A 16,104-nucleotide genomic window follows, 5' to 3' on the forward strand; every position below is an offset into this window, starting at 1 on the left:
GATCCGGACCGCTCGAACAGGACGTGAGCAGGGGCGGCGACGCCCATCGTGCCATCCCCCACCATCACCGATCAACCTTCCCTCCCGAATTTGGACCGTTCCAACACGTCGAAACGGCCCGGCGACGCGAATTCCACCTCGCGCCCCGGATGCCGGAGATCTATTTCTCGCCCGACGCACCATCGCAGATCACGTATTTATTCACGAGAACCTCCATGTGATCGCCCGGGAGTTCAATTCACCATGTCCGGACTCCCGTCCAGGCGCGACCATATGGCGTTCTCGACGCCGGATCGTTTGGAGCCTCCTCCGTGACGAGTTCGCTTTCCGATGTCCAGAGTTCCTTTCCAGAGCCGACGACTCCAGAGCCGGCGACCGGCGAAGGCTCCCGGTCCCCCACGCCGGCCCTCACCGCGGCCTTCGACCCCGGACGTTTCCACGACGGCGCCGTGGACATCGTCAGCCGCCTGACGACGTATCTGGGCGACCGGTCGGTCCGGGGGCTCGACCTCCTCGACCCCGCGGTGCTGCTGAAGGCCGCGCGGGGGCTGATGACCCCGGAGCGGCAGCGCGTGGCCGACTTCGACGCCGACCGGGTCAACCAGATCGTCGACCTGTACACCGGGACCGGCATCCCGGTGTACTCGCCCGGCTACATGGGACGGCAGTTCTCCGGCGTGGTGCCGCTGGCCAGCCTCATGGACCTGGTCGGCTCGGTGGTCAACCAGCCCTCCTCCTTCTACGAGGCCGGGCAGCTCCCCAGCGTCGCCGAGCGGCTCATGGCCGAGGAGCTCAACCGGTTCATCGGCTGGAGCCGCGACCGGTTCGCCATGGTGACGACCTCGGGGGGCTCCCTGGCCAACCTGACCGCGCTGCTGGCCGCCCGCAACCGCGCCTTCCCCCAGATCTGGACGCGCGGCGCCGGCGGCATGCAGGGGTCCCCGGCCATCGCGGTCAGCGAGGAGGCCCACTACAGCGTGACCCGGGCGGCCGGGGTGCTCGGCATCGGCGAGCGGCAGATCGTCCGGCTCCCGGTCGACCGGGCCGGGCGGATCCGCCCCGATCTGGCCGGCCCGGCACTGACCGAGGCATACCGGCGCGGCCTGCGACCGTTCTGCCTGGTGGCCTCGGCCGGGACCACGTCGATGGGCGCCTTCGACCCGCTGGAGAAGCTCGCGGCCGTGGCACACCGGCATGGGCTCTGGCTCCACGTGGACGGGGCGCACGGGGCGAGCCTGCTGCTGTCGGACCGGCACCGGGACAGGCTGCGCGGCATCGAGCAGGCCGACTCGCTGACCTGGGACGCCCACAAGATGCTGTTCATGCCGGCGCCGTGCACGCTGCTCTTCTACCGCGACGGCACGTCGGCGCGCGGCGCGTTCCGGCAGCGCGCCAGCTACGTCTTCGACGAGGAACCGGACGTCTACAGCGCCTACGACAGCGCGGACAAGAACTTCGAGTGCACGAAACGCCCGATGATCATGCCGCTCTGGACGGTCTGGTCGGTCTACGGCCCGGCGCTGTTCGCGCAGCGGATCGACCGGCTGTGCGCGATGACCCGGCAGGCGTACCGGATGCTCGCCGCCGAGCCGGACTTCGCCGTGGCGCACGAGCCGGAGTCCAACATCCTGTGCTTCCGGTACCGGCCGGACGGCCTGGAACCGGCGACCGTGCACCGGCTGCAGCTGGAGATCCGCAACCGGATCCGGGGCGGCGGGCGCTTCTTCATCTCCAAGGTCGACATCGACGGGGTGGCGGCGCTGCGCGTGGTGGTGATGAACCACCTGATCGACGCCGACCACCTGGCGATGCTCATCGCCGAGATCAGGGACATCGGGCAACGGGTGCTGCGCGCGAGCGCCACGACCCGGCACGACCAGCGAAACGGGAGTCACTCATGACCATGACGGATCTGGACATCACCACCTCGGCGGAGCTGGCGGCACGGCTGATCCCCGAGGAGGAGCTGCGGCCCCGCTCGGTGGACGACGTCACCCGGCTGCCGTCGTTCGCGGGGAAGCTGGAGGAGTGCGGGCGGCTCGCCGGAGTCCCGTACTGCGAGTCCCCGCTCGACCTCCAGAACGCGCTGGTGTTCCGCCGGCTCCAGCAGCTCGTCGGCATCGCGCTGCTCAACCCGCTGTGGCGCGAGCGGCTGCACTACTTCGGGATCCGCGACGCGCCCGCCGACATGTCCGAGTGGGAGCGGATCCCCCTCTCGGACAAGACCGTGCAGCGGGACATGTTCATGGGCGCGCGGGCCGGGATGGTCGTGCCGCTCGACCACGGCGGGTTCGAGGTGGTGGCCAGCGGCGGCACCGGTGACGGCATGCCCCTGGAGATCGTGTACTCCCTGCGGGAGCTGCGCGACACCTACCGCATCGCCGGGGCGTTCATGGGCGCCTACCAGCTCGGCCGCTACCTGCGCGGCCCCGCGCCGCGCTGGCTGTTCACCACCCTGGCCGACTACCAGATGTGGAGCAGCGGCACCATGGTCGGCGGCGTCCTGTCCCACGTCCCGGAGGTCAACTACATCGGCGCGGGGCCGGTGAGCGCGCCGGTGCTGGAGCACATGTTCTCCTACCCGGGCCACAAGGCGCTGATGGGCATCACCGCCGGCATCGCGCTCCTGCCGGAGCTGGGCGCGGGCCTGCCCCCGCACGCCAGGGCGAGCTTCCGGGTCGCCATGTACGGCAGCGGCTCCCTGCCGCAGCGCAAGCGCGACGAGCTGCAGGCGTTCTTCCCCAACGTGTCGATCCTCAGCTACTTCGCCGCCACCCAGGCCGAGTGCGTCGGGCTCCAGCTCGACCACGCCTCGCCGGCGCTCTCGGCCGTGCCGGGGCTGCACCTGGTGGAGATCGTGGACGAGCACGGCCGAGCCGTCGCCGAGGGCGAGGAGGGCGAGCTGGTCGTCACCCGGCTGCACGCCGACGAGACGCCGCTGCTCCGACTCAAGCTCGGCGACCGGATGATCCGCCGCCCCGCCCTGAACGGGCCGGGGCTGCGCACCGAGCGATTCGAGTTCGCCGGGCGCACCGCCGACGTGCTGCACCTCAACGACAGCCAGTACTCGGCGACGCTGGCCTACGCGGCCCTGCGCGGGCGGCTGCGCTCGACGACCGGCGTCGACCTGGACCTGGTCGCGCACGAGGTCCAGTTCCACAACCACCGTGAGGACCGGACCCTCACCCTGCTGGTGGCGGTGGACGACGCCGAGGGCATGACCGCGGCCGTCGAGCACGCGCTCGGCCCGAGCGGGACGCGGCAGCTGTTCACCCAGGCGCTGCCGAGCTCCCTGTCGCTCTTCAACGACCGGGAGGCCAACGCGGCGGCCATCGAGCAGACCGGATACGGGTTCCGGCTGGTGTTCGTTCCCCCCTCCTCACCGCAGATCGAACGGACCACCGTCGGCAAGACGCCGCTGGTCAGGGACCGGGGCTGAGCACGTGGTGGCCCGTACGCCCACATGACATCCGACAAGGGAGGATCGATGAAACAGAAAATCAGCATCGTCGTGATGGTCGACGCCGTCGGGGCGTTGTCCGACCGGACGCTGCACAACGGCAATCTCTCGCTGGTCGACGACAGCTCGGCGGGGAGCCGGCACCAGGGGACCCCCGAGCTCGTCACGGCGGTGGCCCCGGGGCAGGTCGTCCAGTGGACCCCCATCCACGTGGACGTGCAGACCCCGGTCGAGATCCAGGCCATCGAGTTCCTGTCCGGCGCGGCCGTCCCGTCCCCGGCCGGCCAGGCCGCGCCCTCCGGCGTCGCGGCGCCCGGTGCCGTGCCCGGGGCGAGGGCCGACGCCACGGGTTCCAACGGATACGAGAACTACGACCTGCTGGTGTGGGAGGGCGTCGTGCCCTACGACATGACGCCCGGCGTCCCGTACCGGTACCGGCTCTCCCTCAGGCTCCACGAAGGCCCCAACAGCGTGCTGCACATCGACTCGCCCGCGCTGCTGCGCGTGTGAGCCACGTTCTGCGAAAGGCGGTTTCATGGCCCAGCAACACGGGATCATCGTGCTCTTCGACGTCGAGAACGCGCTCCGGACGCGGTCGCTCGACGGCAACACGTACTGGTTCGACAACATGAAGTTGTTCGGCTCGTCCGGGGTGGGCACCGAGCAGCTGGTGACGATCGTGCCCGGTACCCACTTCCTCGACGGGTCGCAGGCGACCGAGCAGGTGCTGAACTGGCTGCCCGCGGCGCTGGGGTCGATCCCCCCGACAGTGCCCCGCAACTACCTGGCCGAGCAGGAACGCGCCGACGACCGGCGCACGCTGAACGAGCTGGCCTCGCTCAACACCGAGGACGGCGTGAGCGACACCGATCTCAAGCGGCTGCAGCGGCGGGTCGGCAAGCGCGCCGGCAAGCAGGGCGGCGGGCGCGGCCTCACCGCGGCCAAGCTGCTGGACGTCACCGGCAAGACCACGAGCAGCTCCGCCGCGTACAACTACCCGGCTCCGGTGATCACCGACATCACCGGCGAGGCCGTCACGGAGAAGATCATGTACCCGGCCCAGTACGGGTCGCCCGACATGATCTACGACGGCTGGTACTGGGCCGCGACCGTGGACACGAGCCGGCCCGGGGTCTACCCGTACACGGTGCACGTCCAGCTGCACGAGCTGGTCGAGCAGAACGACGAGATGGTCTGGCAGTCCGTGGACATGACCTGCACGTCCAGCCTCAAGATCATCAACGACCCGAAGCGAAACGGGTTCACCGGTGCCGGAGTGGGTGCGCTCCCCCTCCCGGCCGTCCCGGCCGTCCGCTGACCAGATCCGGAGCGTTTTCGAGCGGAGGAGCCGCATGCCCCCGAGGAACAAGCAGCCAGAACGCCAGCCCGCCCGGCCCGTGACGATCACCGCGGTGGTCGACCCCGTGGCCGCGCTGGCGTCGGAGAGCCTGGACGACAACCTCTATTTCTACGACACCAACAAGGCCGCGGGGTCCACCGGTTTCGGCACCCCCGCGCTCCACAGCCGGGTACGCAAGGGCGACACCCTGCTGTGGAACGTGATCCCGCTGGAGTGCGAGACCTACGTGTCCCTCAGCGACATCGAGATCGACCCGCGGATCGCCGAGCCCATGCAGAAGGTGTATCCCGGCACCGACATCGTGTTCTGGACCGCCGAGGTCAAGCAGGACCTCACCGAACCGGTCCCGTACCGGCTCTCGTTCCTGCTCGGCACCGTCAGCACGCCGTTCACCCCCACCGCCCGGCCGGCCCTGGCCGGTCCCGCCAACGAGGGAAAGGAAGGCCGATGACCCAGGCGTACGCGGCCACGGACTTCGCCGATCGCGGCCAGCTCAACTCCGTCCAGCTGAACGTGGTGACCCTCGTCGACATGGAGCGGGCCGCCGCGACGAAGTCCCTCGAAGGCTGCCTCTACATGATGGACAACAGCGTCGGCGGGATCGGGCAGGGCAGCGACCATCTGGAGACCATCTGCAAGCAGGGCCAGGTGATCAACTGGATCATCCGCCCGATCCACATGCACCGCGGCGCGGACGGCACCTGGCCCCCGATGCCGAAGATCAACAACATCGTTTTCCTCGACATCGAGAAGGGCGACGAGGACGACGTCGCCGAACGCCGGATCATGACCGAGCTCAAGGTCTACGGCGCTCCCGACCGGATGCGCGACCAGTACACCGCCGTCTACTACTACTGGGCCGGGGCGGTGATGAGCGAGGCCCGGCCGGGGCTCTACCGCTATCGGTTCGTCCTGGAGCTGGAGAAGGAACACGGCACCGACAAGCTGTACCTGAACTCGGTCCGCTACCCCGCCCTGCGGGTACTGCCCGTCTGACGGCGTCCGGGGCCGCCGGCGCGGTGTGGTGAACCGGGCCGGCGGCCTTGGCGTCCAGGCCGGTGACCCCGCGGCCCGGCGGCGCCGTGGCCTGGAGTAACGTCTCGAATACGGTACGTCGGAGCGCCGGGTGAGCCGTGAGGGGCGATCGGCCGGGGCTCGGGAGCGAGGCAGTGGCGAGACAGTGGCGAGGCAGTGAGGAGACAGTGAGGAGGCACGGCGATGGCCGACGACGATCCCATCCTCGTCACCGGCGCCGGCGGGGCCATCGGGGGCGTCGGCCGCACCGTGGCCGGGCTGCTGCGCGGACACGGCCTGCCCGTTCGGGCGATGGCCCACCGCGACGACGAGCGCGCGGACGCGCTGCGCGCCCTCGGGGCCCAGGTGGTGATCGGCGACCTCACCCGGCCCGGCGACGTGGCCGAGGCCCTCGACGGTTGTTCCCGGATGTTCTTCGGCATGAGCGTGTCACCGTCGTACCTGGAGGCCACCGCGACCGTCGCGACGGTCGCCCGCGCGGTGGGCGCCCTGGAGGCCCTGGTCGGCATCTCGCAGATGACCGTGTCCCAGATGAGCGCGCTGAGCACCGAGGAGTCCCACCAGCAGCGGCTGCACTGGCTGTCGGAGCAGGTGCTCGACTGGTCCGGGCTTCCGGTCGTGCACGTCCGGCCCACCTCCTTCCTGGAGAACCCGATGTTCACGACGCTGGCCGAGCGCTCCATCGCCGACAGCGGGACCATCCGGCTTCCCTTCGGCACCGGCCGCACGTCACCGGTCGCGGCCGGCGACGTCGCGGCCGTCGTCGCCACGATCCTGGAGGACCCGCGACCGCACATCGGGAACGTCTACGAGCTGACCGGACCACGGTCCCAGGAGATGACCGGTGTCGCCGAGGAGTACTCCCGGGCGCTGGGAAGGAAGATCACCTACGTGGACGTCCCGCTCGACACCTGGGTCGAGGAGGTCCTCTCCCCCGCCGGGCTCCCCGCGCACACCGAGGAGCACGTCATCACCATGGCGCGCCTGCACCGCCTGAACCGTTACGACCGGGCGACCAGGGACGTCGAGGCGGTCACGGGAAGGCCCGCGACGACGGTGGAGGAGTTCGTCGCGGAACGGGCCGCCGACTTCACCCGGTGAACACCCGCGCCGCCCGGTCCGGCCTGCCGGCTAAGGGCCGCCCGCCGATCGGGGCGCGACCAGGCCCGACTCGTAGGCGAGGACGACGAGCTGGGCACGGTCGCGGGCACCGGTTTTGATCATGGCGCGGCTGACGTGGGTCTTGGCGGTGAACGGGCTGATCACCATGTGCGCGGCGATCTCGTCGTTGCTGAGGCCCCGGGCGACCAGCGCCACGACCTCCCGCTCGCGCCTGGTGAGGACCTTCAGCACGTCCTCCGTGTCCACGTCGGGCGGACGGGAGACGTACTGGTCGATCAGCTTGCGGGTGATGGCGGGCGAGAGCAGGGCGTCTCCCCGCGCGGCCACCCGGACACCGTGCAGCAGGTCCTCGGGTTCGGTGTCCTTGACCAGGAATCCGGCCGCGCCCGCGCGCAGGGCGTCGAAGACGTACTCGTCGAGCCCGTAGTTGGTCAGGATCACGACGTGCACCCCGGCCAGGCCCGGGTCGGCGGCGATCCGCCGGGTCGCCTCGATACCGTCGAGGACGGGCATCTGGATGTCGAGGAGCACGACGTCGGGGACGTGCCGGACGGCCAGCGCGACGCCCCGCAGCCCGTCGGCCGCCTCGGCCACCACCTCGATGTCGTCCTCGGCGTCGAGCAGGGCGCGAAATCCCGCGCGGATGAGCGCCTGGTCGTCGACGAGCAGCATGCGGATCACGGGGCGCCCTCCGGCGAGAGCCCGGCGCGGGCGCGCGTCACGCGGGACCGTCCACGGGCAGCTCGGCGCGGACGCGGAAACCGCCCTCGGAGCGGGGACCGGCGCGCAGCCGCCCGCCGAGCGCGGTGACCCTCTCGCGCATGCCGCTCAGCCCGACCCCGGGCACCGGGTCGGCACCGGGCGCCGCCCTGCCGTCGTCGTCGATCTGCACGGTCAGCTCCTTCGTACCGTAGGTGATGCGCACCGACGCCACCGCGGGACCGGCGTGCCTGGCGGCGTTGGTGAGCGCCTCCTGGACGATCCGGTACGCGGTGCGGTCGACGTCCGCCGAGAGCGCCCGCCGCTCCCCGTCCACGACCACGGTCGCGGGCAGGCCCGTCGCCCGCGACCGCTCGACCAGCTCGGCGAGGCGGTCGAGCCCGCTGCCGGGCGGCCCGTCGTCACGCAGCACCTCCAGGGTGGCGCGCAGTTCCCGCATGGCCTCCCCGCTGGCCTCCTGGATGGCGAGCAGCGGTCCGGGCACCTCCTCACCCCGCTTGCGGGCGAGGTGGACCGCGACCCCGGCCTGCACCTTGATCACGGAGATGCTGTGGGTGAGCGAGTCGTGCAGTTCCCTGGCGATCCGCAGCCGTTCCTCGTCCGCGCGGCGGCGGGCCGTCTCCTCGCGGGTGCGTTCCGCCTCGGCGGCGCGCTCCTCCGCCCGTCTCAGGTCGTCCCCGCGGTGGCGGGAGACCACGCCCATGACGCCCGCGGCGACGAACCAGCCGACCAGCAGGCCGGTGGAGTTCTGCGAGACCCCTCCGGACCCGGACGACAGGCCGGCCGCCAGGTCGCCGCCCAGGAACACGGCGCTCGCGGCCACGGCGGCGGCGCGGCGACCGGCCAGGACCGCGGTGTAGACGGCCACCAGCACCGGGAAGGCCGCCGGGGGGCCGGTGCCGGCCCGCACGAAGTAGGCCGTCATGCACACCGCGGCGACCAGCGCGACCACGGCCGGGAAGCGGCGCCGGACCGCGAGCGACAGGGCGCCGGCGAGCAGCAGCGCGTACTCGGCCGGCCCGTGCGGGGCGCCCTGCGCGGGCCCGGCGAGCGTGCCCGCCACCAGCAGCAGGGCGATCCCCCCGGCGAGCGCCGCGTCCGGCACCTGCCCGCGACCGCCCCGCCCGCGCACCCTGCCACCCCATCCGCGCACCCGATCGCGCCATCCGTACGCGCGCCCCCGCAACCCGCGCACGTGACGGCGCCATCCGCACATGCGACTCATGTTCGAACAGTAGACCGGGCGCCGTGTTCGCCGCCTCCTCCGCGGAGAGGGGACCGGGGCTACTGCCGGTGGAGTAGCCCCGGGACCGCTACGCCCCCGGTGCCGGGTCCGAGAGCATCCGCCGGCGCGACGCCCGGCGACGGGCGGATCGGCGACCATCGGCTCACCGGATCGGTCGGCGGCATTCCGACCACCCACCACGATGGAAACGACGGTAGATGGCGAACACCTTCCGATACGTGACTCCCGTCACGCCCGAGGCCGCGACCGGCCGGATCGCCGACGTCTACGGCCAGGCGGCCACCGACTTCGGCCTCGCGAGGATGCCCGTCCTCATGACGCTCTCCCCCGCGCCCGACCTGCTCACCGCCACCTGGGCGCTGCTGCGCGAGTCGCTCGTGGCCGGGCCCGCCTCCAGGACGGGCAGGGAGGTGGTCGCGCTCGGCGTGTCCGTGGCCAACCGGTGCCCGTACTGCGTGGCCGCGCACACCACCCTCCTGCACGCCACCGGCGACCACGAACTGGCCGAGGTCATCGCGCGCAGCGGCACGCCCGCCGACCCCGGGCACGCCGCGCTCCTCGGCTGGGCCACGGCCACCCGCACTGCAGGCACTGCGGGCACTGCGCGGCCGCCGGTGGCGCCGTTCCCTGCGGAGCACACCGCCGAGTACGTCGGCACCGCCCTGACCTTCCACTTCGTCAACCGCATCGCCTCGGCCCTGCTGACCGACAGCATGCTGCCCGGCAGGCTGCAGGACTCCCGGCTGGTCCGCAGCCTGGGTGGCAGGGTGCTGGCCCGTACCGTACGCAGGCGGCGGCCGGCCGGTGAGAGCCTTCCCCTGCTGGCGGGGCCGGTCACGACCCCGGAGCCCGCCTGGGCGGCGGGCACGCCGGTGGGCACCGCCTTCGCCGCGCTGCGGGAGGCGGCGGGCGCGGGCCGGGCGCTGCTCGGCGAGCGGGCCCGCGCGGCCGTACTGGAGACCGTCGGCGGGTGGGACGGCGAGCATCCCGCGATGGGCGGCGGGTGGCTGGACGGGCCGCTGGCGGACCTGCCCGGCGCCGACCGGCCGGGGGCGCGGCTCGCCCTGCTCGCCGCGCTGGCGCCGTACCGCGTCACCGACGCCGACGTCGCGGCCTGGCGTGCCGGCCATCCGGACGACGCCGACCTGGTACGGCTGCTCGCGTACGGCGCGATCACCGCTGTCGAAGGCGTCGAGGCGTCGATCCGCCGGGATCTGCCGGCACCGTCCGGAGCAGGATCGCGGCCGACGCCGCCGCCGTCGCCATGAGGGCGGCGCACAGGAGCGCGGCGACCTGCATCCCGCCGGTGAAGGCGGTGCGGGCGACGTCGAGCAGCTCCGCCGCGGCCTGTTCCGGCAGCCGGGCGGCCACCCCGGCCGCCCCGCCCAGTCCCTCCCCGGCCGCCCCCGAGTCGTCGGGGCGCAGGTCCTCGGGGGCCATGGCGGCGAACCGGTCTCGGTAGACGGCCAGGCCCACGCTGCCCAGTGTCGCGACGCCGAGCGCCCCGCCGAGCTCGGTGGCGGCCTCCAGGACCGCCGAGGCCGAGCCCGCGCGCTCCGGCGGGGCGGCGTCGACGATCATCCCGGAGGCCAGAGCCTGCACCGCGCCGATCCCCGCTCCCGGCAGGAGCAGTCCGGTGACGAGCAGCCACCGGCCGGAGTCCGCGTCGAGCGTGCTCACCACCAGGAACCCCGCGGCGGCGAGCGCCATGCCCGCGCCCAGGATGTGCCCGGGGCGGACCCGGCGCGAGATCCCCGCGGCCAGGAGCGAGCCGACGAGCGCCATGCCGGCCGCGGGCAGCGTCAGCAGTCCGGCCACCAGCGGCCCCAGCCCGAGCACCAGTTGCAGGTACTGCGCGACGAAATAGAACAGGCCCACCAGCGCGAAGACGGCGAGCGTGCTCGTGACCAGCGGCAGGGTGAAGTCCCGGTCGGCGAACAGGCGCGTGTCGAGCATGGGGTCGGCCAGGCCGCGCTGCCTGCGCAGGAACGCGGCGCCGAGCGCCGGCCCCGCGGCGACCGCGAGCACCGCCACCGGAGCCGGGCCGCCGGTGGCGAGCTGCTTGATCCCGTACACGACCGGCAGCACCGCCGCCAGCGACAGCGCGGCACCGGGCAGGTCGAACCCTCCCGAGGCCGGGGCTCGGTGCTCGGGCAGCAGGAAGGGCCCCAGGACCAGCAGCAGGACCATGACCGGAACGCTGATCAGGAAGACCGAACCCCACCAGAAGCGCTCCAGCAGCCACCCGCCCACGATCGGTCCGAGCACGCTTCCCCCGGCGAAGCTCGCGGCCCACAGCGCGACGGCCGTCCGGCGCTGCCGCGGGTCGCGGAACATGTCGCGGATCAGCGCCAGGGTCGGCGGCATCAGGCTCGCCGCCGCGGCCCCCTGCAGGGCGCGGGCCGCGATGAGCAGCTCGGCACTGGGAGCGTACGCGGCGGCGACGGACGTGACGCCGAAGACGGCCGCGCCGATCAGCAGCAGCCTGCGGCGGCCGATCCTGTCGCCCAGGGCGCCCATCGCGACCAGCAGACCCGCCAGCAGGAACGCGTAGACGTCGACGATCCACAACAGCTGGGATCCGGTGGGCGCGAGGTCCGCGCTCAGGAAGGGCAGCGCGAAGTACAGCACCGTCACCGTCACCGAGACGAGCAGCACAGGCAGCACCAGCACCGCGAGGCCGAGCCACTCCCTTTTCCCCGCCGCACCTTTCATCATGAATCCCGACCTTTCGCGAGTACAGCGTACGCACCTGGACGCATACATCGTACGCACAAGGGTCGGGAATCATCAATGATCCAATCGGCGTGCAAGATTACCGCTTTTTTCCTGCGAAATAGGGCTTATTTTTTCGTCCTGCTGGAAATTTCATCACGCCGACCTTACCTGGCCGCAGTTATTACGTCACAAAAACGCGTGCTAGAATTTCGTCACCGACAGCTGGAAGTGACGTAATCGAGCGAGGGCAACGCATGTCGACGTGCGTACAGTGCGGGGAACCCCTGAACGCGGCGCGCCGGGGGCGGCGTCCCCGCTACTGCTCGCGGGCGTGCCAGGCGCGGGCGTACCGGACCAGGGCGGCCGAGCGGGCCGCCACCCCTCCCGGGCCCTCCCTCACGCCTGCCCGCGACGCCTCCGGCACGCTCGCACGGACCGAGCGGGCGAAGCCCGCCGAAGGGGGCGACCGGACGGCGGAGACCGAGCCGACGGCGGAGACCGGGCCGGAGCGCCGTGAGCCTCAGGACGGGCTGAGCACCGGGCGGATCGTCCGCACCGCGATCCGCGTCGCCGACGCCGAGGGACTGGACGCACTGTCGATGCGCCGCGTCGCGGCCGAACTGGGGGCGGGCACGATGTCGCTGTACCGCTACGTGCCGGGCAAGGACACCCTGATCGAGCTGATGGTCGAGGCCGTCTTCGGCGAGAACGCGCCCTGCGACCCCGTTGCCGGGGACTGGCGCGCGGGGCTCGAGCTCGCCGCGAGGCGGGAGTGGGCGATGTACTCCAGGCATCCGTGGGTGCTGCGGGTCATCGCCACGCCCCAGCCGCCGCTCGGGCCGAACGTGCTGGCCGACGTCGAACGGTCGATGCGGGCCGTCGACGGTCTCGGACTGGACCTGATGACGATGCACCGGGTGGCCATCATGGTGAGCGCCCACGTGCAGGGCTGGGCCCTGCTGCTCGTCAACGAGGTGGAGAGCGAGCGGCGCACCGGTGTCACCGCGAGGCAGTGGCGCGCCCTGAAGGCCCCGATGCTCCAGGAGATCCTGGAGTCCGGCCGGTTCCCGATGCTGTCCAGGCTCCACCAGGAGCGGGGCGACGCGATCGACCTCGACGAGTGGTTCGAGTTCGGGCTGCGGCGCCTTCTCGACGGTCTCGCCGTCCTGATAGAGGGCCATCGGACGGGGCCGGGGGCTGACGAGGCCGGGGGCCGACCGGCCGGGGGTTGACCGGCCGGCACACGGCGGAGAGCCGGGGCACGACGTCAAGCCCGCGGGCGCGACGTCCCGAGGCGGCGGAAAGGCCGCGGCGGTGGGGCCGGAAGCCTCGGCCGCCGAATCCCCATGACAGCCAGACGCCGCCTCAGGCCCGGAGCCTGGCGTAGAGCCGGCTGCACTCCTCGTACGCGGGGAGCAGGCCCTGCCGCCGGGCCTCGGCGAGGGTGGGGGCCTTCGCGTCCTTGTCCGACAGCAGCGGCGCCACCCCCGAGGGCCACTCGATCCCCAGCTCCGGGTCGAGCGGATCGATCCCGTGCTCGCGCCCCGGCGCGTATCCCTCGGAGCAGAGATACACCACGATCGCGTCGTCGGTCAGCGCCATGAAGGCGTGCCCGAGCCCCTCGGAGACGTAGACGGCCCGGTGGTCCTCGTCGTCCAGGATCACCGATTCCCACTGCCCGAAGGTGGGCGATCCGACGCGGATGTCGACGACCACATCGAAAACCGCACCTTTGACGCATTTGATGTATTTGGCCTGACTGGGTGGGACATCGGCGAAATGCACGCCGCGCAGTGCCCCCCGGCGTGAGACCGAGTAGTTCGCCTGCGAGAGGACCAGGGTCTGGCCGGTGGTCTCGCGGAAGGCCTCCAGGCGGAACCACTCGTGGAAACCGCCCCGGTCGTCGAGGAAAATCCTCGGTTCGAACACCCACGCACCCTCGATACCGAGCGAACGCATGCTCACCTCTCCTTCCGTGATCCCGCCCCGTCCGGGGGCGGCTCCCGGAGGAACGGCACGCGTGGCGGGTGCTCCCCAGCGGAGTCTCCAGGACCACCGGCCCGCTGTGAACCCGCCGCCGTACGTCGTGAAGGCGCGCACGGCCTTCCGCGGGACCGTTCCGGGGCGCCGTGACCGGGTTGTCCCAGGTGGGCACCCGTCAGGCCGGCGACCGGCCGATCTGGCCACTTCCGGCCAGCGGAGACGGCGGGGAGTGTCACGCTCCCGCCGGTACGCGACCGTCCCCGGCTCCCGGGCACCAGATCCTGGCGCACGCCCTGCCGGCCGTACGGTGTCTTGGCACGCCCCGGCGGCCGTACGACATCGAGGACGCGTAACATCGGCGTTCTGCGGCATTCCGATTCCCGCTCACGGACTCACACGGACACAGGGGACCATGAACGACTCCTTCATCCCCGCCGCCCGCGCGGCGGCAGGCAAGGCCGGGCCCGGCGGCACGCGCGCGCGACGGTCCTCCCGGCCGGAGAACGGCCGCGGGCGGCCCGGCACCGCCGCGCCCGCATCGGCGGAGGCGTCATGACGGACCTCCTGCGCAACCCGGTGAAGAACTACGACTGGGGTTCGCGCACGGCGATCGCCACGCTGGCCGGGCGCCCCTCCCCCGCGGAGCTGCCCGAGGCGGAGATGTGGTTCGGCACCCACCCGTCCGGCTCCTCGTCGGTGCTGCGCGCAGGGACGTGGCACTCCCTCGCCGAGACGGTGGCCGCCGACCCGGTGTCCGAGCTGGGCGAGGAGACCGTCGAGCGGTTCGGCTCGCGGTTGCCGTACCTGCTGAAGCTGATCGCCGTGGACCTGCCGCTCTCGCTCCAGGTCCACCCCTCGCAGGAGCAGGCGCGGGAGGGGTTCGCCCGGGGCACCTACGTCGACCCGTTCCCCAAGCCCGAGCTGATCTGCGCGCTGACCCCGTTCACCGCGCTGGCCGGATTCCGTCCTCCCCGGGAGGCGGCGGCCCTCATCGGCGGGCTGGGCGTCGCGGAGCTGGAGCCCGTCGTCGCGCCGCTGGCCGCCGGAGACGCCTCCGCCGCGCTCCGTGCCCTGGTGGAGTGGCCGAAGGACGGCAGGGCGGACCTCGTGGCCGCCGTCACGCGGGCCGCCTCGGCCGCCGGCGGCCCCGACAACGAGCTGGTCGTACGCCTGGCGGGAATCCACCCGGAGGACCCCGCCTGCCTGGCACCGCTGTTCCTGCGGCGCCACGAGCTGCGGCCGGGCGAGGCGCTCTTCCTGGGCGCCGGGGTCCTGCATTGCTACCTGAGCGGGTTCGGCGTGGAGATCATGGGCGGCTCCGACAACGTGCTGCGCGCCGGGCTGACCGGCAAGCCGATGGACGTGGAGGAGCTGCTGCGGGTCACCGACCCCTCGGTCCCGGCCCTGCGGGTCGAGCCGGTCGGCAACCTCTACCGGACCCCCGTCCCCGAGTTCCGCCTCGGGACGGCCGTCCCGGGTTCCGGCCTCACTCTGGAGGGCGGGGTGCCGCGCATCCTGCTGTGCACCGAGGGCGAGGTCGAGACCGGCGAGCACACCCTGCGTCCCGGCGAGTCTGTCTTCGTCCCCGCCGCCCACGGGCCCGTCGGGTTGCACGGCTCGGGAACGGTCTTCTGGGCCGAACCCGGAATCGATTGACGTGCTCCCCGGCCGCCCCTGAGGGCGCCGGGGGCCGGAGGGCGGGACCGCGCGGGACGCCGGGCGGGGCCCTCACGTTCATACCGGCCTGGTATGGCGGATACACCCCAGAGGTAGGCGGGGCGTCCCCACCGGCGAGGCTGGAGGTATTCGATGACACCGTCCGACGACCTCACGGATCCGGACCTCCGTCTGGAGCTGATCCTGGTCGAGGTACTGCACCACGAGGCCGAGCACCTCGCGACCGGCTGAGCGTCCCGGTCCCGGCTCCCACGGGGGGAGCCGGGGACGGGCGCGGGGATGAAGGCGTGCCGTCCGGTTTCTCCGGTGCCGATCGGTCTGCACCGCCCGCCGCCCCACCCCAAAACCCCGCAAGAGGGGTAATCATAATTCCGGGTGCGCCGCAACTGATATGAGCAGGCGATATACCGCCCATCGAAACGTAACGCGTCGGCGTGAACACGGGGTGTTATGAGGGAAGGCCTCATGGAACCCTCACCAGGTGGAGTTCACCGTGGAAACCGCGCTGCTCATCATCGCCGTTCTCGCCATATGGGTTATTTCCGATTGGATCCGTAACTATCTATCGAAATGCCGCAAATGCAGCGGATCTGGCACGCTGAAAGCCACCTTCTTCCCTCGCCAGTACCGCCCCTGCCCGCGCTGCACCAAGGGCGAGGTCAGGCACGGATTCGCCCCCAGGAAGTGACCAGGAGGCAGGCGTGAAGAACCGCCCGACGTTCCCGCCCACTTCCCACCGGAAGACGGAGCGCCGCCCGACACCTGACGCGTACGCGGAAATCT

General features: G+C 72.0%; 15 protein-coding genes. 11 read left to right on the plus strand and 4 right to left on the minus strand.

Annotated features, from left to right (window positions below; genetic code table 11):
- Positions 1-449: 449 nt before the first annotated feature.
- From ACTOQ2_RS31505 to ACTOQ2_RS31535, 7 genes are all read left to right on the plus strand, one after another.
- Positions 450-1,901 (plus strand): pyridoxal phosphate-dependent decarboxylase family protein, encoded by a 1,452-nt coding sequence (locus ACTOQ2_RS31505; RefSeq protein WP_440104462.1) that lies wholly within the window; start codon positions 450-452, stop codon positions 1,899-1,901.
- Positions 1,898-3,439 (plus strand): hypothetical protein, encoded by a 1,542-nt coding sequence (locus ACTOQ2_RS31510; protein ID WP_440104463.1) that lies wholly within the window; start codon positions 1,898-1,900, stop codon positions 3,437-3,439. The genes ACTOQ2_RS31505 and ACTOQ2_RS31510 overlap by 4 nt, the downstream gene beginning before the upstream one ends.
- 48 nt (positions 3,440-3,487) lie before the next feature.
- Positions 3,488-3,970 carry a hypothetical protein gene (locus tag ACTOQ2_RS31515; protein ID WP_440104464.1) on the plus strand — a complete coding sequence of 161 codons (483 nt, stop codon included), beginning with the start codon at positions 3,488-3,490 and terminating at the stop codon, positions 3,968-3,970.
- 25 nt (positions 3,971-3,995) lie between these two features.
- Positions 3,996-4,778 (plus strand): hypothetical protein, encoded by a 783-nt coding sequence (locus ACTOQ2_RS31520; protein WP_440104465.1) that lies wholly within the window; start codon positions 3,996-3,998, stop codon positions 4,776-4,778.
- Between the two features lie 34 nt (positions 4,779-4,812).
- Positions 4,813-5,271: a hypothetical protein gene (locus ACTOQ2_RS31525; protein WP_440104466.1), complete on the plus strand. Its 459-nt coding sequence runs from the start codon at positions 4,813-4,815 to the stop codon at positions 5,269-5,271.
- A complete protein-coding gene (locus ACTOQ2_RS31530; RefSeq protein WP_440104468.1) occupies positions 5,268-5,816 on the plus strand; it encodes a hypothetical protein in 549 nt (182 codons plus the stop codon). Before ACTOQ2_RS31525 ends, ACTOQ2_RS31530 begins: the two co-directional genes overlap by 4 nt.
- Positions 5,817-6,038: 222 nt before the next feature.
- On the plus strand, positions 6,039-6,956 hold the full coding sequence (locus tag ACTOQ2_RS31535; protein ID WP_440104469.1) for an NAD(P)H-binding protein: 918 nt from the start codon (positions 6,039-6,041) through the stop codon (positions 6,954-6,956).
- Positions 6,957-6,986: 30 nt separating this feature from the next.
- Here the strand turns inward: ACTOQ2_RS31535 and ACTOQ2_RS31540 are convergent, their stop codons facing one another.
- Entirely contained in the window at positions 6,987-7,658 is a 672-nt protein-coding gene (locus ACTOQ2_RS31540) for a response regulator (protein ID WP_440104470.1), read from the minus strand.
- A 37-nt stretch (positions 7,659-7,695) separates the two neighbouring features.
- Complete coding sequence (locus ACTOQ2_RS31545) at positions 7,696-8,922, minus strand: sensor histidine kinase (RefSeq protein WP_440104471.1); 1,227 nt, start codon at positions 8,920-8,922, stop codon at positions 7,696-7,698.
- A 218-nt stretch (positions 8,923-9,140) separates the two neighbouring features.
- Here ACTOQ2_RS31545 and ACTOQ2_RS31550 point away from each other — a divergent pair, with 218 nt between their 5' ends.
- Complete coding sequence (locus tag ACTOQ2_RS31550) at positions 9,141-10,211, plus strand: carboxymuconolactone decarboxylase family protein (protein ID WP_440104472.1); 1,071 nt, start codon at positions 9,141-9,143, stop codon at positions 10,209-10,211.
- Here ACTOQ2_RS31550 and ACTOQ2_RS31555 read toward each other — a convergent pair.
- Positions 10,117-11,661: an MFS transporter gene (locus ACTOQ2_RS31555; protein ID WP_440104473.1), complete on the minus strand. Its 1,545-nt coding sequence runs from the start codon at positions 11,659-11,661 to the stop codon at positions 10,117-10,119. The two genes, ACTOQ2_RS31550 and ACTOQ2_RS31555, sit on opposite strands and share 95 nt — an antisense overlap.
- A 254-nt stretch (positions 11,662-11,915) precedes the next feature.
- On the opposite strand from ACTOQ2_RS31555, the gene ACTOQ2_RS31560 reads away from it, so the two are divergent.
- Positions 11,916-12,893 carry a TetR/AcrR family transcriptional regulator gene (locus tag ACTOQ2_RS31560; protein WP_440104474.1) on the plus strand — a complete coding sequence of 326 codons (978 nt, stop codon included), beginning with the start codon at positions 11,916-11,918 and terminating at the stop codon, positions 12,891-12,893.
- 133 nt (positions 12,894-13,026) lie between these two features.
- On the opposite strand, the gene rfbC is transcribed toward ACTOQ2_RS31560, so the two are convergent.
- A complete protein-coding gene (gene rfbC / locus ACTOQ2_RS31565) occupies positions 13,027-13,620 on the minus strand; it encodes a dTDP-4-dehydrorhamnose 3,5-epimerase (RefSeq protein WP_440104475.1) in 594 nt (197 codons plus the stop codon).
- Between the two features lie 576 nt (positions 13,621-14,196).
- Here rfbC and manA point away from each other — a divergent pair.
- Together manA and ACTOQ2_RS31575 are read left to right on the plus strand one after the other, a co-directional pair.
- Positions 14,197-15,300 carry a mannose-6-phosphate isomerase, class I gene (gene manA, locus ACTOQ2_RS31570; protein WP_440104476.1) on the plus strand — a complete coding sequence of 368 codons (1,104 nt, stop codon included), beginning with the start codon at positions 14,197-14,199 and terminating at the stop codon, positions 15,298-15,300.
- Positions 15,301-15,802: 502 nt separating this feature from the next.
- The gene (locus ACTOQ2_RS31575; protein WP_440069929.1) at positions 15,803-16,009 is read left to right on the plus strand and encodes a hypothetical protein; all 207 of its coding nucleotides are present in this window, start codon (positions 15,803-15,805) and stop codon (positions 16,007-16,009) included.
- Positions 16,010-16,104 lie beyond the last annotated feature (95 nt).

Origin of the sequence: Streptosporangium sp. H16, from assembly GCF_051918855.1 — a bacterium.
In the GTDB taxonomy this organism is placed as follows: Bacteria; Actinomycetota; Actinomycetes; order Streptosporangiales; family Streptosporangiaceae; genus Streptosporangium.

Coding starts and splice junctions, on each gene's coding strand:
- rfbC (WP_440104475.1), bottom strand. CDS start 13,620: ATGCGTTCGCTCGGTATCGAGGGTGCGTGGGTGTTCGAACCGAGGATT.
- ACTOQ2_RS31510 (WP_440104463.1), top strand. CDS start 1,898: ATGACCATGACGGATCTGGACATCACCACCTCGGCGGAGCTGGCGGCA.
- ACTOQ2_RS31525 (WP_440104466.1), top strand. CDS start 4,813: ATGCCCCCGAGGAACAAGCAGCCAGAACGCCAGCCCGCCCGGCCCGTG.
- manA (WP_440104476.1), top strand. CDS start 14,197: ATGACGGACCTCCTGCGCAACCCGGTGAAGAACTACGACTGGGGTTCG.
- ACTOQ2_RS31550 (WP_440104472.1), top strand. CDS start 9,141: ATGGCGAACACCTTCCGATACGTGACTCCCGTCACGCCCGAGGCCGCG.
- ACTOQ2_RS31555 (WP_440104473.1), bottom strand. CDS start 11,661: ATGATGAAAGGTGCGGCGGGGAAAAGGGAGTGGCTCGGCCTCGCGGTG.
- ACTOQ2_RS31560 (WP_440104474.1), top strand. CDS start 11,916: ATGTCGACGTGCGTACAGTGCGGGGAACCCCTGAACGCGGCGCGCCGG.
- ACTOQ2_RS31515 (WP_440104464.1), top strand. CDS start 3,488: ATGAAACAGAAAATCAGCATCGTCGTGATGGTCGACGCCGTCGGGGCG.
- ACTOQ2_RS31530 (WP_440104468.1), top strand. CDS start 5,268: ATGACCCAGGCGTACGCGGCCACGGACTTCGCCGATCGCGGCCAGCTC.
- ACTOQ2_RS31520 (WP_440104465.1), top strand. CDS start 3,996: ATGGCCCAGCAACACGGGATCATCGTGCTCTTCGACGTCGAGAACGCG.
- ACTOQ2_RS31545 (WP_440104471.1), bottom strand. CDS start 8,922: ATGAGTCGCATGTGCGGATGGCGCCGTCACGTGCGCGGGTTGCGGGGG.
- ACTOQ2_RS31535 (WP_440104469.1), top strand. CDS start 6,039: ATGGCCGACGACGATCCCATCCTCGTCACCGGCGCCGGCGGGGCCATC.